We start from the raw sequence: 23321 nt of genomic DNA on the forward strand, positions 1-23321 counted from the left end.
AACCTGTGTTATTTGACCGCGCCGTCGATGACGCCTTTAATAATCTGTCGCTGCATCGCGAGATAGAAGATTATGATCGGGATAATCGACAGCACGAGAGCTGCCATCGCTTCGCTGTAATTGGAGGTGTACTTGCCGAAAAAGTAAAAGGTTGACAGCGGCAGCGTCCGATTCTCCTCCGTCAGCAGTACCAGGGAAGGGAGCAGGAAGTCGTTCCAGATCCATAACACATCCAGGATAGCGATGGTCGTCGTAATCGGCGCGAGGATCGGAAAGATGATGCGGGCGAACACCTGAAGCCGTGACGCGCCATCCACATAGGCCGCCTGCTCCAGATCCTTCGGAATCCCCTTAATGAATCCGTGGTACATGAAGGCTGCCAGACTGAGGCCGAAGCCAAGGTAATAAAAGCAGAGCATCCACTTGCTGTTCAGTAGGCCGAACTGCCCGTAGATCGTAACGAATGGAATCATCAGCGCCTGGAAGGGTACGATCATCGAGGCGACCAGCGCCATCAGGATGATACCGTTCGTCCGGGTCTTCCAGCGCACCAGATAATAGGCGAGCATGGAGGAGAGCGCCACGATCAGCACGACAGAGACGATTGTAATGAGTAGCGAATTGCCTAGCGCGTGGGCGAAATTCATCTTGCTCATGGCACTTGCGAAGTTGTCCCAGCTTAGGCTCTCCGGCAGAGAGAGCGGGCGTGAGACGACCTTGAGCCGTGTCTTGAAGGCATTGATGACGATCAGCAGAAATGGGAAAATGTAGACCAGCAGCAGCAGCGACACGCAGACGAACTTGAGCGGCCCGATGCTTCTTCTCAGGAGAGTCATCAGGATTCGACCTCCATTCTTTTCATAATGCCGACCTGAGCCAGCGCGATGATGGCGACGATGACGAACAGCACCAGCGCTTTGGCCTGCCCGGCGCCCAGATTCTGATATTTGAAGGCTTCATTATAGACATGCATCGCGATCATCTCGGTAGAACGATATGGACCGCCGTTCGTCAGCGACAGATTGGTATCAAACACCATAAAGCTGCGCTGCAATGTCAAGAACAGGCTGATCGTGAACGCCGAGATCATCAGCGGAATTTTCACCTTGAGTAGTTGACCCCACCATGTTGCCCCGTCGAGCGAGGCAGCCTCCAGCAGCGATTTGTCGATGCCTTGAATACCTGCGATGTAGATGAGCATCATATAACCGGAATTTTGCCAGACGCCGACAATGACGAGCGCCCAGAATGCCTTGGTCGGTTCGGCAAGCCAGGAGTGGGACAACCATCCTATATCCAGTGCCTGACCGAAATAGACGAAGACGCGCGAGAACAGGAACTGCCAGATAAAGCCGAGAATGATGCCGCCGATCAGGTTAGGAGTAAAGAAACCGAGGCGGAACATGTTCTGTCCCTTCATGCCGCTGGTCACCAGCAGAGCGAGCACAAAGGCGATGACATTCGTCAGCACCAGGCTGAACAGAACATATTGAAGTGTCAACAGAATCGATTGCCAAAAGAGCGGGTCGCCGAACGCTTGCGTATAATAGGCGGCACCGTTGAAGGTTGTCGTCAGAGCGCCTCCGCTGGAGTCGGTAAAGGTCATATAGACCCCGAGGAGCAGCGGAATGGCGACCACTGCGGCAAAGGCCAGCAATGGAAGAAGGGCGAACAGGAGGAACGCTCTTGCCCGGCTGGAAAATTTCTCTTCAGTATACACGGTGTAATCAGGCCTCCTTCTTGTCCGCTCCCGCCCGTTCCTCGGGCGGGAGGCATCTGTAGCGGCAGCTTACTTCAAGCTGCCCCAGTAGTCTTGCAGTTCCTTGGTGAAGGCCGCGCGGTCGATGGTGTTGGACAAATATTTCTGCATGGAGGCGCCCATCTGGGCCCACCCGCCAACCGGATAGTACGTGTTCATCCATTCTAGAGTATGACCACTGCTGGTGTAGTTCATGATCGCTACAGACAGCGAATCCTCAGGCAATACAGTGAAGTTGTCGAAGACCGGGATGGAATTGAAGCGGTTCACATAAGCGTCCTGCCCGGCAGGGTCGCTAACGAGCCAGTTCATGAACTCCTTGGCGGCTTGCTGCTGCTCGGCGGTTGCTGTGGTCGCGTCAATCGTCCAGTAGGAGGGAACGCCGACCGAAATCTGCGAGTTGCCGTAATCCTCCGGGTTGTTGCTGATGGGTACAGGCAGGAAGCCGAACTCGCCATCCGGGTTGACCTCCTTCAACTGAGGGTAGGCCCAGTTGCCCATGAACCAGATGCCGACCTCGCCCCCTGCGAGCGCCAGTGTACCGTCATCATATACCGGAGCGAGCGGAGAGCCTTTGGCCTGATTGTATTGCTTCATCAGGTCGAAGGTGTCTGCCCAGCCGTTATAGACCGTATTGACGCTCAGATCCGCCTCGCCCGACTTCAGCTTGTCAAGGAAGGCATGGCGTTCCGCCGAATCCGGCGATTGGTTAGTGAAGAAGATGTTGGAGAGGTGAGCGCCCAGCGACCAATCCATCGGCGACACATGGATCGCGCCCTTGCCTGTGGCCTCAATCTTGTCGAACAGCTCCTTCAGACTATCGCGGGTGCGGATGGTGGACGGATCGAAGCTGCCGCCGACAGCCTCATCGAGCACCTGCTTGTTGTAGAGGAGACCGAAGGCCTCAACGGTCAGTGGCATACCTACAATTTTGTCCCCATCCTTCACAAAATCCAGTGTGCCAACGTTTGCATGTTGAACCCAGGGCTGATCGCTCAAGTCGACCAGCTTATCGGTCATATCGGGAATTTCCTGACCAAGCAGCATCATGGTAGGGGCATTGTTCGAGGCATACAAGGTCGCTAGCTTCTCATAGGCGGTCTGATTGCCGAGCGGAATAACGGAAATGCTAACATTATGGCTTTGAGCATATTCCTTCGTCGTCTTCTCGAATTGTTCGGCAATCTCTGGCTTGCCGATCAGGATAGAGAACGAGGTTTTGTCTGCTGAGGCTTGGGTATTGCCGCCAGAAGATGCGTCTGTGCTCCCAGTGGAATCGCCTCCGCAGGCGGACAATATGGAGCCGAGCGCAAGGGTTAGTGCAGCTAATGTTAGAAGCTTGGATTTCATGGATCAACTCTCCCCTTTGTTGTTCTACATGGAACTGTAACTGCTTTCATGAGTTATTGTAACGACTCGATATTTATATGTCAATCGTTTTCATATAAAAACGTCATAAATGGAGATTGTCTATATATTTATTCTATGAAGTGCTTGATATTAAAGGGTTTATTCTTAATGATTGAAGGTTGTAACGTTACCATATAAAAAAGGCGTCAATATCTGAATTCATGGTATACTAAGCCCATAGGCTTATCAACGGCTGTCGCAGCGGCTCGCCGCCGCCGCAGTCTGCAGAGGAAGTGAACCATGTCCAATATTAAAGAAGTGGCCAAATTAGCCGGTGTTTCCGTGACCACGGTTTCCCGCGTCATTAATAATCGCGGCTATATCAACAAGGAGACCAGAGCCAAGGTGGAGCAGGCGATGTCCACGCTTGATTATCATCCGAATCAGATCGCCCGTGCGCTCCAGCGAAGCCAGTCTGATCTGATCGGTATGATTGTGCCGGATTCCAAGCATCCTTTCTTTGCCGAACTGATTCATTATGTGGAAACGTATGCCAACGAGCAAAACTATAAGCTCTTGATATGCAACTCATTAGGCTATTCAGATAAGGAAGCTAATTATATTAGCATGCTGCGGCAAAATCGGGTGGATGGGATCGTCATGTGCAGTCATACACTCGATCTGGAGCAATACAAGAAGGTCAAGATGCCGATTGTGTCGTTTGATCGGATTATTTCATCGGACATTCCGTATGTAGGCGCAGATAATTTTCAGGGCGGGGAGCTGGCGACCGAGCATCTGATTGCTCGCGGCTGCCGGAAGCTGCTGCATGTGTCCGGGCCGTTGACCTTCGACCTGCTCCCTAATCGGCGCACAGACGCCTTTCGGCTCGTTTGTATGAAGCATGATCTCCCACATCGAGTGATTCAAGGGGCGCCCAACAAGCTGACGTTCGAGTATTACTGGGATTTCATTGATCAGGAAGTGTCCAAGCATCTGCCGGAGTATGACGGGGTATTTTGCAGCAATGATATTTTGGCCTATGCCTTGTATATTTACGCGGTACAGCATGGCATTCGTGTGCCTGAGCAACTGCGCATCGTCGGCTATGATTACCATAGCTTTACACGAATGCTGCAAAATCCGAAGCTGACCACGATCAAGCAGCCGATCGACCGCATCGGCAAGATGCTGTGCTCCAGCCTGATTCGCTTGATCGAGGGCGAGGAGGAGCTGAACAATACGGTGGTTGGTGTGGAGCTGATCACTGGAGATACAACATAGTGCCTCGGCTCAAGGCCGAGATGTACTCTAATCTGATTCAGAAGGGACAGGGGAACGACATGAAGGTAAACGATATGAAGGTAATAGACATTACAACCGAGCAACAGTTTGCTGAGGCTTCTAGAATAAGGAAGCTGGTATTTGTAGAGGAGCAGGGCGTACCGGAGGAAAATGAGTTCGACGAGTATGATGTGGACCCGGCGACGACCCATATCCTTGCGCTGCATGAGGGTCAGCCTGCGGGCACGGCTCGTCTGCGCGTGGTGGACGATGCAGCCAAGCTGGAGCGCATCTGTGTGCTTGCTGCGTACCGCAAGTATGGAGTAGGCCGTGTCCTGATGGCGAAGCTGGAGGAGCTGGCTAGAGACGCAGGACACAGGAAGCTGAAGCTGAACGCTCAGGTGCATGCGGAGCCGTTCTATGAGAAGCTGGGGTTCCGTACCGTATCCGACGTCTTCTTGGAGGAGAATATTCCTCATGTGACGATGGTCAAGCAGTTGCCATAGGCACTCAGCCATAGGCAGCGGCCCATGGCTGAGTGCCTTGGGGCCGCATAAGAGGCAGAGCCAGGCCGTCCAACAAAGACAGCCTTCCAAACCACGCAGTCGTGGTCTGGAAGGCTGTTGACGTATCTATGGCTATTAATAGACGAGCGAGAACAGGCCGTTAATATGCGTGAGGTAGCGCACGTTGCTCGCTTCCTTCATCAGTGTAGCCGGTGTTCCCTTCAGCTTCAGTTGGTTGCCGCCGATCGTGCCGATGGCATCCTTGCGGCCAAGGCTCGCAAGTGTTCCGGAGAAGATCGGATCGAAGGCCTTCTGCGGCAGACCCTTGTAGGTTGCGAACAGGTTATAGCCGACTGCTTCACCCATCTGCCACGCCACTTGTGCGCTTGGCGGATATGGACGTCCCTCTGGTCCGAATACAACCGCGCTGTCGCCTGCCAGATAGACCTCAGGATGGGAGGTGGATTGCAGGAACTCATTGACCGTTGCCCGTCCACGGTTCACTTCAACGCCCGATTCAGCCACGAGCGGATTGCCTGTAACGCCGCCAGTCCATACGAGTGTATTCGTCTCGATGGAGGAGCCGTCCTTGAGCAGCACCTTGCTGCCTTGAACTTCAGTTACAGCGATTCCGATCAGGAACTTCACGCCACGCTTCTCCAGGCTTTCCTTCGCACGCTCGACCAGGTCAGGGGCGAAGCCAGCGAGAATGGAAGGCGCTGCTTCAACACAGTACAGGCTGATCTCATTGAAATCCACGCCTTTTTCCGCGCATACCTTAGGCAGCTTGTCAACCAGCTCGCCGATCAGCTCGATGCCGGACAGACCGCCGCCACCGATAACGATGTTAGCGTCGGCAGGGTTCTTGGAGGCTGCATAGGCATCGATTCGAGCCTCGACATGAGCGCGGACACGATTCGCGTCCTCGACCGACTTCAGGGTCAGGCTATACTCCTGCAGGCCAGGGATGCCGAAGAATGCGGTCTCGCTGCCAAGGGCGATAACCAGATTGTCATAGGACGTTGTGCTGCCGCCAGCCAGACGAACCTGCTTGCTCTTCAGATCGATGCTCTGAACCGTATCAATGACCAGGTTGATGGACTTGCCTTTCAGCAGCTTGTTCAGCGGCAGGGCGACATTGCGCTCATCCAGTCCGCCTACAGCCAGACGGTGCAGCTCGGTCACGATCTGGTGGGAAGGAATTTTATTGATGACGGTAATCTGTGCTTCCTGCTCCGAGAGATGCTTACGGGCAGTCAGCGCAGTCAGGAGCCCGCCGTAGCCCCCGCCTAAAATTACGATATGCTTCGACATACTTATCCTCCGTTCAAGTGTTGGTTCAATATTCCGATTAACGTTGTTGCTGACGCTCGCCCAGTACAGCCAGGAACGCCTGTGCATAGCGCAACGTATTTTGGACATTCGGGTCCTTCAGCATTTTGAGCAGTCCGAACAGGCCAACAGTTGTTTGCTCTGCCTGTGCACGGTCGCCTGCTTCAACAGCAACAGCCGCGATGCCCTTGGCTTTGTCCGCGATCGGCTGTACAAACTCGCCCAATCCATTCTTGAAGTCACCGATCAGCACCTTGTCTGTAGCTACTGTCTGGGCAATGTCATAAGCTTTGGTCATGATGGTGACCATCTCTGCGAGCTTAGGCAGATGCTCTACCAGCTCTGTAAGGGACTTCTGAACCTCTGGCTTCATCAACTGGTCCAGTACGTCCAGCTCCGTGCGAGCGGCGCCTGCAGAAGCTTCATTTACCGGTTGTTGCGTTAACGTTTCCGACATAAAAAAACAGCCTCCCATGCTTGAATGAACCATCCTCATTCTGTTATCGGTGCGAGCGAACTGGCGCTTGCACGTCATTTCACCATGAATTGTGATAAATTTCACAATAGGGATAGAATTAGAATGGCTTGATCACATTTATGTTCATTTTATTCCTATTTCGTCTGAACTGCAAACATAATTTTAAAATTGGACAAAATTTAATAAAATATGCGTTATTTCGCATGATTTTTTGAAAAGATTGCTGTCGTATTTTGATAGGTAAGCCTGTATACATGAAATCGCTAATAGCCGATGTGTACTTTTGAGCGAATGATGATTTGTTTCCCGTTAGGACATCGGCGTATATAATTATATATCTCATGTAACATTATGGACATTCATCCCGTTAATATAGAGAATATGGATAAGCTGGAAACAAAGTCCGAACAGTATGTGGAATTGGGGAGGTTCAAGCCTAATGACAATGAAATCCGTACCCGAGAGAAACAGAGGTCAGCAACGGCCTGAAAGATCGGCTCTGCTCGCTGTCCTGGCGACGGTCCTGCTTCTGCTGGCTGGCTGCACGAACGCGAACGGCGTGGCAGAAACGTTGAACGTGGAGCCGACGCCGCCCGATCCGCAGGCGCCGAAGGAGCCGCAGATCGAAGCGATTGAGGTGATGCTGGACATGCCTAGCGCGTCGTGGCAATTCACTTTATCCGATCCGCAGAAGCTCGCAGTCGTTATCGCGGGGATACACGAGGCGCCAGCCGTTCAGGAGGGGGCGCATGGGCTGTTAACCGATGAGGCGGGTATGGGTACGGACTACCGGCTGCGTATCCTGTCGGCAGGGGAGTCTCAGTATTATAGGCTCAGCGATCTGCGCTCAACCGCTCGAATCGATGCCGCGGCGCTGCTGCAGGAGATAGAGGAAGCTGGCGAAGCGAAGGCCACTCCAGCGCTGGCGCTGCCGACGGCTTGGCTGGATGTATTGCTGGGGGGGAGTGGAGATGAGGCGCTGCTCCGGGTCGAGCCCCATCTGGATGAGCAGGGCGTCAGCGTCTATGCGAATCGGCCACTGCAGGTGGATTCGGTGGCTGCCGCTGTGAAGCGCTCGCTCGGGCAGACCGCCTGGCTCGGCCATATGCAGCCAGAGTATGAGCTGGCCTGGACAGATCCGCAGCGTGTCCTCATTCGGTTCGCCGAGCCGCCTGCACAGCCAGTGCTGCTGCACTTCGGGGGCCTGCTTACAGCAGAGGGAGAACGGTTCGCTAACGCGAATCAACTCCCTGCTGTCGAGGCTGCGCTCGGGACGTCAAGACTAATGAACCGTCTGAGCTGGATCACACCGTCACGGCAGCATGAAGACAGCATTGGCATGCAGGATACGCTGCTGGTGCAGCCCGTGTATGACCGTGCAGGCAAGTCTGGGGAGTGGCTGTTCTACCATGCTGATGGCAGCCAGACACGAGTGAACAAGCACAAAGAGCAGCGACGCATCCGCATCGACAGGCCGAATAATGCCGGTGCGTATGGCAATGAGTATGGCGTCGACGTGTTGTTCTCTGACCGGCATGTAGGAAACACAACCTATGCTGTGTATGGCAATCGGACGCTCTACCGGGTCAACATGGATACAAGTAAGGTCGTTAAGCTGCATACATTCAAGAAGCCGATCTTTGCTGTAGCTTCATCGCCGGATGGCAAGAGGGTATCCGTACTGCAGTCATCCGATGATTTTGTTGGCTCTGCAGCGGATCTGCTGGTGCTGGATCAGGCAGGGAAGGAGCTGTATAAGCATGAAGAGGCAGCCTATATGAATAAAAGCGATGGATTTATTTTCCCGTATCCGATGTCCTGGATCAGTGCAACGGAAATTGCGGTGCCGGATAAGCGTGAGAATTACGGTGCGTCCATAATTGATGTCCGCAGCAAGGAAGCCCGAGCGATGGAAGGGGCGGTATCCGAGGACATCTTCAAGCAGATCAGGAGCCAACTGCCCGAAGGATTAGAGATAGCGAGGCTTGTCGCGCAATCGCAGGGTTCATATATCGCATTGCAGACAGAGAATGGCTGGCTATGGATGTATGACGTCACAGAACGCCAGCTCGCCGCTTACGGTCCGGGGTTGCCGCTCGGCTGGGATGAAGCGGGCGATACGCTTGCAGTTGCGCGGGCAGACAGTAAGTATGGCCTGCCTTATGATATGGGCATCGTTCATACTTACCCGCATTAATCGAGGCGTTCCTGCACAGACAGAGAGGCTGCGCCGTCTGGCATGTAAGCCAGCGGCGCAGCCTCTTCGATGTTGCGTGGGATCATGCGGCAGACGCTGCTGCATGAAGCTGGAAGCGACTATCCGCGCAGCATGCGGAATACTTCCTCCACATCCTTGTCGCCGCGACCGGACAGGTTAATAATTATGATCTGATCCTTACCCATTGAAGGAGCGAGCTTTCTGGCATACGCCAGCGCGTGTGAGCTCTCCAGTGCTGGAATAATGCCCTCCGTCTGCGACAGCTCCTGGAAGGCCTCCAGTACCTCCTCGTTGGAGACAGCAGCATACTCGGCCCGTCCCGACAGCTTCAACTGGCTATGCTCTGGCCCCACACCAGGGTAATCGAGTCCAGGCGCGATGGAATAGGTCGGCTGCGGATTGCCTTGCTCGTCGAGCAGGACAAGACAGCGGAACCCGTGAAGCTCTCCTGGTACGCCCTGTGTGAGCGTAGGCGCCTTGTCTGGCTCCACGCCGATCAGCCGCACCGACGGCTCGTCCATATAGTGAGCGAAGGCGCCGATCGCATTGCTGCCGCCGCCAACACAGGCGATGACCGCATCCGGCAGGCGGCCCTCCTTCTCCATAATCTGCCGCTTGGATTCCTCGCTGATGATCGATTGGAAGTGTCTGACCATCGTCGGGAACGGGTGAGGGCCAACCGCAGAGCCGAGCAGATAGAAGGTGTGCTTATAGTTCTGCACGAGATCGGCAAACGCCTCATCCACCGCATCCTTCAATCGACCCTGGCCCTTGGCTACCGGCACGACCTTCGCCCCCAGCAGCTCCATACGGAACACATTGAGCGCCTGGCGGCGGGTGTCCTCTGCTCCCATATAGATGACGCATTCCATATTGAACATCGCGCAGGCGGTTGCTGTGGCGACGCCATGCTGACCGGCTCCGGTCTCGGCAATGACGCGCTTGGCGCCCATACGCTTCGCCAGCAGAATCTGGCCGACCACGTTGTTAATTTTATGCGAGCCGGTATGGTTCAGATCCTCGCGCTTCAGATAGACCTTGGCGCCTCCCCACTTGGCGGTCAACTGGCGTGCATAGGTCAGGGGATTTTCCCGTCCGATATATTCGCGAGCGTAATAACGGAATTCCTCATTGAATTCGGGATCATCCTTGTATTTCAAGAATTGCTCACCGAGGTAGTCGAGCACCTCCTGCAGCTCCGGCGGGACGAAGCTGCCTCCGAATTCCCCGAAGTAGCCTGCTTTAACCTGTTCGTTAGCCATAAGACCGATCCGCCTCCAATAGATTGAATGAACTATTTTCTATACACATCGTAATGGAACATGAAAGGGTTGTCAAAGCTTGTTGTTGGCTATTGACGAATGAGGACGAGGCGAGTTTTCTGGTACGGGAAAACCTGCTCCTATGCCCCGCTAAGGGCTGTAGTGGAGGGTCTTGGCGCCACGCTCAAACAAGGCCCGGGCAACGACGCGTTGACCATTCAAGTGAAGCAGTAATAGACGGAACAGGAAGCTGGCGGCTGCTGGCAGGATTGACAAAACGAGCGGTCTACCCTAAACTATATGATAATACAAGGTAGTTTGGTTTACCCGCTCGTTATGTTGTCCAGACAGTGCATTCGACTGTTGGGTTGGGTATTCAGTGGATGCAGCTCGACCCATGGGTGTGCGATGTACCAGAACTCCGCTCTATTGGAGTTGCAAGCGTGTTAAGCCGCTTTATAAGGGGGACTAATCTTGTTAGCTTAACTACCTTGCATTGCAATATAGCTAATCATCATACGAGGCGCAGGAGGGGAGAGGGATGAGCAGATCGGGTTATACACAGATGTTGAAGGGAATACTTGAAGGCTGCATATTGGCCATTATCGACAAGCATGAGGTATATGGCTATGAGCTGTGCCTCCTGCTGGAGCGCAGTGGCTTCGACTATGTCAGCGAGGGCAGCATCTACCCGCTGCTTCTGCGTATGCAGAAGGAAAAGTGGATTGAAGGCTACATGAAGTCAGATATACGTTCAGGTGGGCCGCCCCGCAAATATTATCGTCTGACAGATGAGGGAGCAAGTATATTGCAGCAATTCCGGCATAACTGGACTCACCTGAGATCAAGCGTGGATCAGACGCTTGCGCAAGGGAGCTAACAGGATACTTCCAACAGGAGTATGATGCCAAAGCGATAGGGAGGGAGTACCGATGAAGAAAAATGCTGTACGCGATGAACAGCGTTCGATCCGGCATATGATTGAGGAGAACAATAGGCTGCGGGAGCAGCTTCATCCAGATAACGAACGCTATTACAGTGACATGATGGTATATATCCGCACCAGCGGAGTGGAGGAACGGCAAGGAGAGGAGCTGCTGCTGGAGCTGCTGCAACATCTGATTGAGGCCCAGCATGGGGGTAAGAGTGCACGTGAGGTGTTCGGAGAGGACCCGGAAGGGTACTGCAAGGAATTGATAGAGCAATTGCCCCGAGCAGGGAAGCAGGAACAATTGAAGCTGCTTGTTATGGTGCCCTGGATCGCCTTGACCTGGTATTTCTTGGTGCAAGGACTGTTCCCTCTGATCCGATCATTTGGAGGTGACGGGGAGGGAAGTCAACTCGTGGACATTCCGCTCATGGTGCCTGTAGCGATCGGCCTGTCATCGTTGCTGTTTGTCCGGCTGCTGCTTGCGGTTGTTCATAAGAGCACCTTCAAGCAGGGGAAGCAGAGCATGAAGTGGCTGTTTTTCGCACTGAATACGGTGTTCATAGGAGCTATCGTCTGTGTTGCTGTATTCGGCAAGGAATGGCTCCCGACATGGAGTGTCTCATCATGGATATGTCTTGCAATCTTTGCTGTGGGGCTGCTTGGGCAACGAGTACTGTTTCGTGATTAAAGCTGTTGCGTCGAAGCGCACGGTCTCTTGCGTCCTGCGGGCTCGCAACGCTACCGTACTACCGTGCGCTTCGCTTATGGCCCAAGCAATTCACGCTGGCCCATCTCTAGCCGGATATTCCCCTCGTCTGCTGCCAGATGGATGCAGTTGCGTCCTCCGGCCTTGGAGGTATACAGCGCCTGGTCTGCCCGTCGCAGCAATTCCTCCAGCGTGATCTGACCTGCGGTGCCGGATGCGATGCCGAAGCTGGCGGAGAGCGTAAGCGAGGCATCAGAGAGCTCAAGCGGATGGCCTGCTATATCGAGGCGAATGCGCTCAGCCAGCTCGCCTGACTGCGACAAACTGTAGCCAAAAAGGCAGAGCATAAATTCTTCCCCGCCATAGCGCCCCAAAATACCGTCCACCGGTACATGCCCTCGGCAGACATTGACGACATGCACCAGTGCGGTATCCCCAATATCGTGTCCGTAGCCATCGTTGATCCGCTTGAAATAGTCAATATCCAGCAGAATGAGGGAGACGAAGCGGCCTGTATAGGAGGCGCTTGCCATTTTTTCCTTGGTCTCATGCATGAAATAGGAACGATTATAGATTCGAGTCAGACCATCCATAGACGCCATATAACGCAACTGTTCCTCCAGCGCCGTCCGTTCGGTGACATCGGTCAAAATAATGGTGCGCCCGATCGGCTGCTCCTTGCGAAGGATCGGCGAGGTGCGCACGCCGTAGGTATAGATGGCGCCATCCCTTCGCCACCGTAGTATCTGTTCCTCTCTGGCTTCATCGAAGGTATCAACAGCGCCCGAGCCATCCGGCTGGCTAGACCAAAGGCTGCTGAGCGGGGTTCCGATAGTGGCAGCCCCCAGAGTTCGCAGCATCAAGGCTGCTGCGGAGTTATAGTCGACCAGCCGCTTGTGCTCATCGAGCACAAGCACACCATCGCGCATGCTCTCGAAGATCACCTCGCGGGCGACCGGCGTGATGGTGAACATGCCATTGGACAACACCGCCCAGGCATACATGCCCGAGGTCAGGCACATGATGACCGGCACAGGGTCCATGCCGTAAGGCGTCAGACTAACCAGATACAGGAAGGACCCGATCATAGGCAGGAAGACGCCAGCCAGCATGACGATGATCTGCGTGCGATAGGCGGATTCGATGTTGCGCAGCCGGCGGATCAGGAGGTAACCAGATACAACAATGCACGCAAAGGTGTAGCTGCCATGAATGACATACCATTCGCCAAATACCATGTCAGCGAGCGGGGTGGCCATGTCTCCGCGCAAATAAATGGTTCGGTAGAACAGGTGATGATCATCATTGGTATAGAGCATCAGAACCGATAGGACGGGGATCACCATCAGCAGCCCGAACAGTCGCTTGCTCCTGAACCGTTCTGCCCCTACGAAATGTCCGACCATAATCATGCAGAGCGGGGAGATGAACGGCAGCCCGATATACTCCACTTGAATCCAGAACTTGATCTCCTCCAAGGATACGCTTCCCAGCTCCATGGCGAAGCCGAAGATGTAGAACGACGAGGCAAAGGACATGGCGGAAAAGATGCGGATACCGGTAAAGCTGGTTTTCTTGAACCATGCATACAATCCCAGCAGCACATTCAATGCCCCTGCGACCGAGACGATCACGATATAATTGGCAATATAGATGTCCATATCTATCTCTCTCCATCAGTGCAGGATGTAAGCTTCGGCTACCTTTTGTGTCGATATAGTGATCGTAACATAAAATCACAAGCAGCGGGACGGCCAGTTGCAATGGCGGCTGGCGAGAGTTAGGGCGATGTGAATGCGTCAAAAAGCCCTCCAGGCGCTTGCTAGAGCCTGGAGGGCATCATGTTCGAGTCGGTTATGCCGACTTGCTGAAGGAGAGTACGGCTTGGCGCTTGGCGGCATCCCAGGCAAGGCTGATGCCATTCTTGTCGCAATAGGCGCGCAGCGACACGAGCTTGCTAGAGGAGTTGCCTTGCGCATCGCCATAGGAGGCTGCGCTGATCGTCTTGAGATGATTAATGACGATCTGTGGATTCTCCTTGACGTCAGCTCCGTTCACGCGGAAACCATTGGCTTCCGCACTGGAATTGATGCCTTTCTTGACCGTGAAGGAAATGTGGATGTCTAGCGACTTCAGCACTTCCATCACCGTATCATTGAAGGCGCCGTAAGGGAAAGCGATGATACGATCCGTATTGCCAAGCTCCGCTGTCAGCCGTTCCTCGGCCTGCGCCAGATCTGCGGTAATCCGCTGCTTGGCTTCTTCCTTGGTCTCCTTGCGGTCCTCGTCAGGCAAATATTTCTGCGCGGTGAGCGCTGGCTTCGTATTGCCCTTCTTGTCTACCTCGACATACAGGTGTGAATCATAGGTATGAGTATAGAAGGTCATGCCGTCCTTCTGCATCTCGCGCATCTGATCCCAGGTCATCTTAGGCACGCCGATCTGCTCATCGATGAACCGGACAATGACGAAGTTGGTGGCGGGATAGCCGTGCTCCTTGAGCACTGGATATGCCAGCTTATAGAAGCTCTCATAACCGTCGTCAAAGGTAATCAGCACCGCGTTGTCCGGCACGGGCTGCTGCTTCAGGATGAAGTCCGAATATTCCTTCATACTGATGACATGGAATCCGTTGGTTTTCAACAGTTCCATCTGCTCTGCGAACGCATCGACCGACAGCGCGGCCTTAGTCGTCTCGCCCTCGGTGAGGTCATGATACATGAGCACTGCCACCTGATTCGAGTAGTAGACCGTGCCCTCCACATGCTCGGCAGGCGGGTCTTCTCCCTCCTCCACAGCCTTCTTCAGGAAATCGGAAGGCACCATCAGCTTGCCATCGGCATTAAGCGCAGCCCCTGTGTTCGACCATTCCTTGCCGTTCACAACGATCTTAATCGAAGGGTCAGGCGTCAGCTCCTCTTCCTTGCCGCCGCATGCGCTCAGCATGAGGGATGCTATCATGAGCAGGGCGAGCACAGCCAGCCACGGCTTTCTACGTGTTATCATCATAAATCTCCTCCTCTATTTCCAAACTAGGAACTATAACGTCGTGTAGTTGGATTGCCTGTCAGTCATCTTAGATGATTATAAACGATAAAGTTTAAGAGAACAGTATCCAAATCCTTAAAATTATTATAATAATCTACAGCGGGTAGCTGGTCTGGAACAGGGTTCGCTCCTGGTTGCTCTGCACCTCGATCCTTCCTCCATGCGCCTCCACGATGCTCTTGGCGATCGCTAGCCCCAGCCCGGTTCCTCCCGTCTGCTTCGAGCGAGAGCGCTCCACGCGGTAGAAGCGGTCAAATAAATGCGGAATGTCCCGTTCAGGGATCGGCGGCCCGTAGTTGATCACCTGGATGACGAGGTGGCCCTCCGCGGTGAACAGCTTCAAATCCACATACTTGTCTTCCCCTCCATAACGGATAGCATTCGAGATCAGATTCTCGTAGCTGCGCACCAGCAGACTGCCGTCTGCCTCCAGCTCAAGAACGGGCTCGGAGGCTTCAATACGAAGCTCCGCCTTATGCTTCTCCAGGGTCGGGACGAACTCATCCGCTAATTGTTGTATGAACCCGACCATGTCGATCCGGCTCTTGTGCAGCGGCAGTCCGTTGTTTACACGGGTATATTCGAACAGATCATCGATCAGTTGCTGCAGCGTCAGCGCCTTCTCATAGGCAATATTGATGTAGTACCTCAGCTCGACCTCATCTTGATAACGATCCTTCTCGATCAGCTCCAGGAAGCCAAGAATGGAGGTGAGCGGTGTCCGCAGATCATGGGATACCCCGGTAATCAGATCATGCTTGGTCTGCTCTGCCAGCCGCTCATCTCTGATGAGCTGGTCGAGCTTGCGAGCCATCCGGTTAATGCTTGCAGCGATCAGGCCGAAGTCGCCTGCTCCTTCAGGTATGAGCGCGTCGAACTGCCCCTGCTCCATCTGCTTCAAGCCCTGCGTAATCTCGTGAATCTGCTCGCTGAGCTGCTCCGCCATGCCGTTCATCTGCTCGGCCAGCCAGCCGGCTTCATCGCGCGTTCCGATGTCCACTCTATGGTCGAGATGACCGGCGCTAATCTCCTGCAGGCCACGGCCGAGCTTCTCCAGATGGTCCATGAGCTCATTGGTCAGGATAACGAAGGAGACGAGAAAGACGGCTATTCCAGTGACGATCATCAGCGGGACGGAGCCGATCCAATTAATCAGCCACTCCAGCGGATAGCTGAGCGGCCGAATCGTCAGCAGTGCTGTAGACAGCAAATAACCGACAAATAAAAAGGCTGCCACGGCAGCGCAGGAGAGAGCAATATGCACGAGCAGCTTCCACCTCAGCGACAGCGCCCAGCCGGCGGAGGAGGAGACAGGCAGGTCGGGTTTACGCTTAAATACAAGCCTGGTGCTTATCCATACGAACAATACAATATAGAGGAGCGTGCCGACGATGATGAAGGTGACAGCCGAGCCGACCGAATTGATGAGCGAGGCAGCCAGCCCATGCAGTGCAGAGGTCTGCAGCGCATAGGCCACGGCCAATGCGCCCAGTCCCATCAGGCCGACAGTGCCGACGAAGCTGAGCAGAAAGGTTAGAATGAGCATGAAATATCTACGGATGGGCGTGTCACTCATGGACGCTCTCCTCCTCATGATGATTCCATCTTGTAGCCAATGCCCCATACCGTCTTAATATAGCGGGGGGATTGCGGCTGTTTTTCAATTTTTTCACGTAGCTTGCGAATATGCACCATGACCGTATTTTTGGATTCCATGAAGGGCTCGTTCCATACCTCCTGGTAGATTCGATCCATGCTGAGCACCTTGTCGAGATTGGTTGCGAGCAGCTTCAGGATGGCAAACTCGCGAGGTGTCAGCTTGACGGGCTCCTGGTCGACCGTGACGGTATGATTGGCAATATGGATGACCAGGTCATCAATCTCGATGACGCTCTGATCATCGACAGCCGCAGGTGTATTCAGCCGCTTGTAGCGACGTAGCTGGGATTTGACCCGCGCCATCAGCACCAGAGGATTGAAGGGCTTGGACACATAATCATCAGCGCCAATGCTGAGTCCGGCGATCTTGTCGATGTCCTGACTTTTCGCGGAGAGCATAATGATCGGCATATTCTGTTGCTCACGAATCTTCATGCAGGCCTCCAGGCCGTCCATGCGCGGCATCATGACATCGAGAATAATCAGATCGACCTGGTGTCGCTCGAGCAGCTCCAGAGCCTCCAACCCATCGGAGGCCTTGAGCAGCTTGTATCCTTCATTGTTGAAGTAAATCTCCATTAATTTAATAATTTCCTTCTCGTCATCAACCAGTAGTATGGTCTCTATAGTGATGACCTCCTTACAACCGATGCTTTCCCTGCATCCAAGAGAACGGTGCAGAGACTCCCTCTATTTTACCACATTATTGGGCAGAGCTGTTAATGGGAACAAACAGCAGACTAAGTGGCAGATTGCTGCCGGACGCGACGATCAGCGTCAGGGTCACGAGCTCCTCCGTATTGCCGGTCCGGTACAGGACGCCCATCTCATTGGGGTCCTTGAGGATGCTCTTCTCCACCATCTGCACGACCTGGTCATTGACGAGCAATGCCCCTGCATAGTGTCCGCCGCGCGCATTCAGCCCGATGAGCGTGTTAGGAGCCACACGCACCTGGATATTATAGCGTACTCCGGTATTGCCCTTGTTCGTCTCTTGCACACCCAGCATGCTGTCCATGCCGACCAGGAACGAATCGACCTTCTGGTCTCCGATCGCGATGCGCTGCGGTTTATAGCCAAGCGATTCATTGATAATCAGCGAACGGTCAGCATCCTGGAAGGTTCCGCGCACATGGCGTCCATCGCGATCAAGCTTCTTCAGCTCGGGGAGCAGCTCGAAGATGGACTGATTCGGATGCGCCTGCGCATCGACAGCCGCCACGGTGAACTGCAGTTCATCCGTTGTATGGATCTCCGTATAGGAGGTCATGATGAGGTTTGGCTTCAGCGGTGTATCGGCTACATCGGGCAGCACGATAACCGATTCGCCTGGCTGCAGAATAACCTGCTCGCGTGGTTTGCCATGAGCCAAGTCGTCCAGGAAGCGGGCAACCGCATTTTTACCGCTGGTGGAGACATAGTTTGTTGGGCCGCCCTTGCCAAAGGCATTGATATTATAAGCCACCGGATAGCTCTGGTTATTGGTCGCAACCATATAGATCGTCAGCGCCTTGCCCGACCGATTGCCGTTATGGATATTGATGCGGAACGTGCCTGCCAGGCTGTCCTGATAGGCGATGCCCTCTTCCAGGAAATATTCCGGGCTGTTGCTGCGAATAAGCTGCATCGGCGAGGACTCGATGGTATAGGGCACATTCTCCATGCGCAGCACGGAGGATCCGCTGAACGGGAGCTTGTCGCCTGGCGGCGTGTAGAGCAGGTTGAATTCGTCCTCTGAATATAATTGTTCCTCTGTGATGCGAAGCTCCTGGGTGTACGAGCTGGTGAGGCCATGGTTATTGGTCACATTCAACGTGACCTTCACGAATCCCGGACGGAAGAAGGCGCGCTGCTTGCCTACCCATTCTGTTTTGACGATCGTGCCGTTATCATCGTAGCTCTCGTTATAGTATTCAATCGGCTCCCCCATCTTGTAGACGGATTTGTTCGTGGAGAACTGGGCAAACGGCGGCAGCTTCACCTCAGGCGCCTTGGCTTCTGTTCTCCAGGATAGAGCGTAGGTTGTACCCGAAACCTCGAAGCGGCTGCCGGTAATCTGCGACCAGGTGCGGATCGGCACCATCATGCTGCCCTGCTGAGTGAACAGCTCGCTGGCTGCGAAGCGCTCCTCGCCATTGAGTGTATAGCGGGTCGTTCCTGCCAGGAATCGGAGCTCCACATCATCCTTGGACACAACCGACTCCTTGGTCGCAGCATCATAGGTTACGGTATAGCCATAGAGCTTGGCGACGGTACTCAGCGGAATGAAGTTGGCGCCCTTGGCATAGGTGACAGGCTGGGCGGCAATCGATAGCTGTCCATTATATTCTACCGTCGTGCTGTCCTGCTGCAGGACGAGGGTATGGAACTGGGTGGTTGTGTCTTGGGCGAGCACCTGTGCGGCGGATAGCGGGGTCGCCAGCAGCATCGAACCGATCGTTACTTTTACCAGTTGTTTCTGAATTCTTTTTCTCATGTTGACAAGCTCTCCTTTTAATTATCCTTAATCGTATCGTTGTTTATCGTAGATTTGAACATCTGAAAATTTGAAATTATAGTAACTCCAATCTTGAAATTGGTAGTACCGAATAATTAACGCAAATGGATCGAGAAGGTTGCGTTCCAAATGAAAAATTTGGACTTCTGGCACATAGCCATATCTCCATACCCATCTCCAAGGCTGTCTCAAACATAAATTGACGACATGGACTCGCTGCTATATGATTAATTTAACAATTTTGTTAACTTAACATATAAACATGTTACATACAATAGTAGATATTAATAGAATAGAAAGGGAGATTCTAATGAACATCGAAGGCTCGGGATGTGTCTCAGGTATGCTGCAATTGTGATCAAGAATGGAACAGCTTACGAAAAGGCGCAGCAAAGGCTGCGAAAGGTTGAAGCGGAGCGGGCTGCCGAAATCAGGCGGCTTCAGCTCCTTGGAATAGATGAGCGCCAGACCGCTGAGAAGCTGGAGCCGCTCAATCGTGTCTGCGAGGAGCTCGCCATGGACATCCGCTATTATGAGGAGATCAAGCGTGGCGTCTTTCCACCGTTGCAGAGGTTGACCGAGCTTGGCCGCCACCTCATCGCGTACCGAATCTTTATCCATATGAGCCAGGCAGAGCTGGCCGCGAGGCTGGGGGTTTCCGAGTCCCAGGTATCCAGGGATGAACGTAACGAATACTATGGGGCTACTGTCGGCAAGCTGGAGGCAGTCATGACCGCCATGGGCATACAGACAGCGATTCGGATGGAACACACTCGCCTGGCGGGAGCTGTGCATGATGAGCCGACCGCCGGCCTGGCCGAACTAGTCTTGCTGGGGGGAATGAAGGATGAAGGCCATTCTAATCGATGATGAAGAACTGGCTCTGTTGCAGTTGGAGCGGCTGCTGCTGGAGGATGGCCGCTGTCAGATTATCGGGAAGCACACCTCTGCGAAGGAAGGCCTAGCCCAGTTGTCCGCAAAGCAAGCAGATATAGTGTTCCTCGATATTGGCATGCCTGGTATCACTGGCCTTGAGGCGGCGGAGAAGATTAGGGAAATCGACCGCAATGTACATATCGTCTACATCACAGCATACTCCGATTACGCACTAGAGGCGTTCGAATTGCAGGCCATAGACTATCTGCTGAAGCCGGTGTCTCCAGCGCGCTTCGCCAAGACACTGAACCGTATTGAGAAATACCTGGGTCATGCTGAGGAGCCTGGCGAGCAAGAGAAGGGAGAGAGCATCGCTGTTCAGTGCTTCCAACGGATCGAGCTAAGCGGTGAGGGCAAGATGCGCTGGAGGACGAGCAAGACGCAGGAGCTGTTCGCCCTGCTGGTGCATTATAAGAATCGCTGGATACCCAAAGAGCAGATTATGGAGGAGCTCTGGTCGGATTTCGAGCAGGAGCGCGCAGTAAGCAATCTCCATACATCGGTCTACCAGATTCGCAAGCTGCTCAAGGACATGAAGCTGCCTGCCACCGTCGAATATGGCTCGGACAGCTATCGATTGTCTGCCGAGGTGCTGGTCAGTGATGTGGATCGCTTCGAATCGACGCTGCAGGGGAACGGGGTGGAGAACGACCACCAGCGGAAGCAGATTGCAGAGGCGCTGCAGCTATATCGGGGCGATTATCTTGCTGAGCATGATTATGCATGGGCGGAGTCCAGGCGGCGCGAGCTTCTGCAGAAATACTTAAATGCTGCATTGGCTATTGTTCGCTACGATCTGGAGCAGGGGCGTGAGGAGAGGGCAGTAGGATTATTGGAAGCGCTACAAGCCAGAGAACCGTATTCGGAGGAAATCTGCCGCCTGACCTTGACTTGCTATGCCAAGCTGCGTAATACCGCTGCACTGCGTCGGCACTATGAGACATTCGAGCGGGTGCTCAGTATCGATCTGGGCATCCGTCCCTCTCAGCAGACCGAGCAGCGCTACCGGGACTGTATGGAGGGGTTGTCCAGCTAGCGACTGGTGCTGGCCCAGCCGGAAGGTCAGGAGAACGAGCCGCTAACCGAATACACCTTCGGCGGCCCAGACGACATATCCATAGTGGCGAATACAGGATCATAGATCATGGTACGAGGGGGATTGGGTTTGGACTCATCACAGATGGACTTCAGCTTACACTCGTCTGAGGCATTGAATGTTCTGTTCAATGGGATGCAGGACGGCTGTATCGCTGTGAATAAGCAGTGGCGTATCCTGTATGTGAATGACGTGGTGACGCGAAGGTTGTCTAGAGCTGCGGACGCTCTGATCGGCCAGGATATGGTGGAGCAGTTCCCGGAGGCGCTCAATTATCGGCTGTTCCGCCAATACCCTGCGCCACATGATATCCAGGAGAGCTACACATTCCAGGATTACTATCCGCCGCTTGCCTTATGGCTGAAGGTCAGTGTCTACCCTTCCTCCGAAGGACTGTTGCTGGTGTTCCATAACTTGAATACGGTTCAGCCGAGCAAAACCGGGGGTGATGTACGGCATCTGGTCGAGATGGTGCCGCAGCATGCGATGGATGTCATCAGCTATAAGGACCCGGAGGGCAGGTTCAGCTATGTCTCGCCCTCTATATACAAGCTGTTAGGGTACCGCCCTTACGAATTGGTTGGCAAGCGCGCTGCCGATTATATTCATGTCGATGATGTGCAGGCTGTCGGTAATGCGCTGTCTGGCGAGGCGATCAGAAATAACGAGGTGCTTCTCACCTACCGAATGCTGCATGCCAATGGCACCTACTACTGGTTTGAGACCACGGTGAAGCAGATCAGCGACCAAGAGCATGCGGATCGCTATGTATATTTGTGTATAAGCCGGGAAGTGACTGAGCGTAAGGAGTTGGAGGAACGCTTCGAGATTACGCAGAAGCTTGGCCGATTCGGTGGCTGGGAACGGGATAGAGATGGTCAGTATATCTATATCTCTCCCGAGGTGGAGGAGATACTGGGGACGGCTGCCGAGCTAGCCTGCAGGCTTCCACTCACATCAGACATGCTTCTATGCTATATCCATCCTGATGACCGGGAGCGCTATAGCCATAATATCGTCCATACCCACCAGCAGCCTCCAGGCTACCGCTATAATTATGAGCTGCGCATGCTGCGACCCGAAGGCGGCTTTCGGAATGTGCGTATACAAGGCGAAGTCGTGCAGCGGTCAGGCGGACGTATTCATGTGGTCGGCTTGCTGCAAGATATTAGCGAGCATCGTCAACGAGAGCTGGAGATCAGGCGCATCACGGAAAATCTGAAGCTGTCCCAGCAGATGGGGGGACTGGGGTACTTTGACTATAATCTCCAGTTGAACCAAGTCTTCTGGTCCAAGGAGCTGTATACGATGCTGGAGATCGTTCCGGGGGACTTCGACGGAACCGTGGAGGGGTTCTATGAGCGGGTTCATCCTGACGATGTCGGTCAGGTCAAGCAAGCGATTCAGCACTGTATTCATGGAGATACATACGATACCGTGTTGCGCATGATATTGCCGGATGGCAAGGTCATTCAGCTTCATACGATCGGCTCTCTGATCTATGATGAGGCAGGAGAACCACTCTGTCTGTTCGGTATGGTGCAAAATATTAGCGAGAAGAAGCAGGCCGAGGAGCTGCTCAGGAAATCGGAGAAGCTGTCGGCGGCAGGCCAACTGGCTGCGGGAATAGCGCATGAGATCCGCAATCCATTGACGGCGTTGAAGGGCTTCGCCAAGCTGCTGCTGCGTGCGGAGAATGAGACGCGCGTGCGTTATTTCAACATTATGCAGAGCGAGTTTGACCGTATCGAGCTGATTCTGGGTGAGCTCCTGCTGCTGGCCAAGCCACAGACGCCACAATACAAGATGAACCATCTCAGCCATATTATTCAGGAGGTTGTGGAGCTGCTGAGCACCCAGGCAAATCTGGCTAATGTGATGATTGACCTGGATATGGAGAGCGACTTGCCGATGCTCTACTGTGAAGCGAACCAGTTGAAGCAGGTATTTGTCAATGTCATCAAGAACGGGATTGAATCAATGACTGGCGGTGGCCATCTGAGGATCAAGCTTCGCCTGGAGGATGGGAGTCTGTGCATCCTGTTCGCCGATGAGGGCAAGGGGATGCATCCTGCACAACTGGAGCGAGTAGGCGAGCCATTCTACACAACCAAGGATAAAGGAACGGGACTGGGCATGCTGGTCAGCTTCAATATTATAGACGAGCATCATGGGTCGATTCGGTACTATAGCCAGGTTGACCATGGAACGACAGTGAAGGTGAAATTGCCGCTGCAGTAGAAAGCAGACGTCACCTTA

General features: G+C 53.8%; 19 protein-coding genes. 8 read left to right on the forward strand and 11 right to left on the reverse strand.

The genetic code is table 11. From position 1 onward, the window contains the following. Positions 1-8 precede the first annotated feature (8 nt). The 3 genes from ACY1JZ_RS06035 to ACY1JZ_RS06045 form a co-directional block, all read right to left on the reverse strand. Positions 9-836: a carbohydrate ABC transporter permease gene (locus ACY1JZ_RS06035; RefSeq protein WP_462628489.1), complete on the reverse strand. Its 828-nt coding sequence runs from the start codon at positions 834-836 to the stop codon at positions 9-11. Then, complete coding sequence (locus ACY1JZ_RS06040; RefSeq protein WP_462628490.1) at positions 836-1720, reverse strand: carbohydrate ABC transporter permease; 885 nt, start codon at positions 1718-1720, stop codon at positions 836-838. Before ACY1JZ_RS06040 ends, ACY1JZ_RS06035 begins: the two co-directional genes overlap by 1 nt. Positions 1721-1789: 69 nt before the next feature. After that, a complete protein-coding gene (locus tag ACY1JZ_RS06045; protein ID WP_462628491.1) occupies positions 1790-3109 on the reverse strand; it encodes an ABC transporter substrate-binding protein in 1320 nt (439 codons plus the stop codon). A 300-nt stretch (positions 3110-3409) separates the two neighbouring features. Here ACY1JZ_RS06045 and ACY1JZ_RS06050 point away from each other — a divergent pair, with 300 nt between their 5' ends. Next, positions 3410-4393, forward strand: coding sequence for a LacI family DNA-binding transcriptional regulator (locus ACY1JZ_RS06050; protein ID WP_270166584.1), 984 nt, complete (start codon positions 3410-3412; stop codon positions 4391-4393). A 74-nt stretch (positions 4394-4467) separates the two neighbouring features. After that, positions 4468-4899 (forward strand): GNAT family N-acetyltransferase, encoded by a 432-nt coding sequence (locus ACY1JZ_RS06055; RefSeq protein ID WP_462628712.1) that lies wholly within the window; start codon positions 4468-4470, stop codon positions 4897-4899. A 135-nt stretch (positions 4900-5034) separates the two neighbouring features. Here the strand turns inward: ACY1JZ_RS06055 and ACY1JZ_RS06060 are convergent, their stop codons facing one another. Together ACY1JZ_RS06060 and ACY1JZ_RS06065 are read right to left on the reverse strand one after the other, a co-directional pair. Further along, complete coding sequence (locus ACY1JZ_RS06060) at positions 5035-6213, reverse strand: NAD(P)/FAD-dependent oxidoreductase (protein ID WP_270166582.1); 1179 nt, start codon at positions 6211-6213, stop codon at positions 5035-5037. A gap of 37 nt (positions 6214-6250) precedes the next feature. Then, entirely contained in the window at positions 6251-6688 is a 438-nt protein-coding gene (locus ACY1JZ_RS06065) for a DUF1641 domain-containing protein (protein WP_270166580.1), read from the reverse strand. Positions 6689-7148: 460 nt separating this feature from the next. Here ACY1JZ_RS06065 and ACY1JZ_RS06070 point away from each other — a divergent pair, with 460 nt between their 5' ends. Then, positions 7149-8906 carry a hypothetical protein gene (locus tag ACY1JZ_RS06070; RefSeq protein ID WP_462628492.1) on the forward strand — a complete coding sequence of 586 codons (1758 nt, stop codon included), beginning with the start codon at positions 7149-7151 and terminating at the stop codon, positions 8904-8906. Between the two features lie 119 nt (positions 8907-9025). On the opposite strand, the gene trpB is transcribed toward ACY1JZ_RS06070, so the two are convergent. After that, positions 9026-10189, reverse strand: a complete 1164-nt coding sequence (gene trpB, locus ACY1JZ_RS06075; RefSeq protein ID WP_462628493.1) for a tryptophan synthase subunit beta — start codon at positions 10187-10189, stop codon at positions 9026-9028. Positions 10190-10730: 541 nt separating this feature from the next. Here trpB and ACY1JZ_RS06080 point away from each other — a divergent pair. Then, on the forward strand, positions 10731-11069 hold the full coding sequence (locus tag ACY1JZ_RS06080) for a PadR family transcriptional regulator (protein ID WP_462628494.1): 339 nt from the start codon (positions 10731-10733) through the stop codon (positions 11067-11069). 52 nt (positions 11070-11121) lie between these two features. After that, positions 11122-11808 (forward strand): DUF1129 family protein, encoded by a 687-nt coding sequence (locus ACY1JZ_RS06085; protein WP_462628495.1) that lies wholly within the window; start codon positions 11122-11124, stop codon positions 11806-11808. 74 nt (positions 11809-11882) lie between these two features. Here the strand turns inward: ACY1JZ_RS06085 and ACY1JZ_RS06090 are convergent, their stop codons facing one another. The 5 genes from ACY1JZ_RS06090 to ACY1JZ_RS06110 all read right to left on the reverse strand — a co-directional run bounded on the left by ACY1JZ_RS06090 (position 11883) and on the right by ACY1JZ_RS06110 (position 19009). Beyond that, on the reverse strand, positions 11883-13487 hold the full coding sequence (locus ACY1JZ_RS06090; protein ID WP_462628496.1) for a histidine kinase N-terminal 7TM domain-containing diguanylate cyclase: 1605 nt from the start codon (positions 13485-13487) through the stop codon (positions 11883-11885). Between the two features lie 193 nt (positions 13488-13680). Then, complete coding sequence (locus ACY1JZ_RS06095; RefSeq protein WP_462628497.1) at positions 13681-14832, reverse strand: polysaccharide deacetylase family protein; 1152 nt, start codon at positions 14830-14832, stop codon at positions 13681-13683. A gap of 136 nt (positions 14833-14968) precedes the next feature. Continuing rightward, positions 14969-16450: a sensor histidine kinase gene (locus tag ACY1JZ_RS06100; RefSeq protein WP_462628498.1), complete on the reverse strand. Its 1482-nt coding sequence runs from the start codon at positions 16448-16450 to the stop codon at positions 14969-14971. Between the two features lie 14 nt (positions 16451-16464). Then, a complete protein-coding gene (locus ACY1JZ_RS06105; protein WP_270172690.1) occupies positions 16465-17166 on the reverse strand; it encodes a response regulator transcription factor in 702 nt (233 codons plus the stop codon). A 70-nt stretch (positions 17167-17236) separates the two neighbouring features. Next, on the reverse strand, positions 17237-19009 hold the full coding sequence (locus ACY1JZ_RS06110) for a stalk domain-containing protein (protein ID WP_462628499.1): 1773 nt from the start codon (positions 19007-19009) through the stop codon (positions 17237-17239). Between the two features lie 375 nt (positions 19010-19384). Between ACY1JZ_RS06110 and ACY1JZ_RS06115 the strand changes: the two genes are divergently transcribed. From ACY1JZ_RS06115 to ACY1JZ_RS06125, 3 genes are all read left to right on the forward strand, one after another. Next, positions 19385-19900 carry a helix-turn-helix transcriptional regulator gene (locus tag ACY1JZ_RS06115; protein WP_270166570.1) on the forward strand — a complete coding sequence of 172 codons (516 nt, stop codon included), beginning with the start codon at positions 19385-19387 and terminating at the stop codon, positions 19898-19900. Continuing rightward, on the forward strand, positions 19878-21002 hold the full coding sequence (locus ACY1JZ_RS06120; protein WP_462628500.1) for a response regulator: 1125 nt from the start codon (positions 19878-19880) through the stop codon (positions 21000-21002). Before ACY1JZ_RS06115 ends, ACY1JZ_RS06120 begins: the two co-directional genes overlap by 23 nt. Before the next feature lie 129 nt (positions 21003-21131). Further along, positions 21132-23303: a PAS domain-containing protein gene (locus ACY1JZ_RS06125; RefSeq protein ID WP_462628501.1), complete on the forward strand. Its 2172-nt coding sequence runs from the start codon at positions 21132-21134 to the stop codon at positions 23301-23303. Positions 23304-23321 lie beyond the last annotated feature (18 nt).

This window comes from Paenibacillus sp. J5 (genome assembly GCF_054955055.1).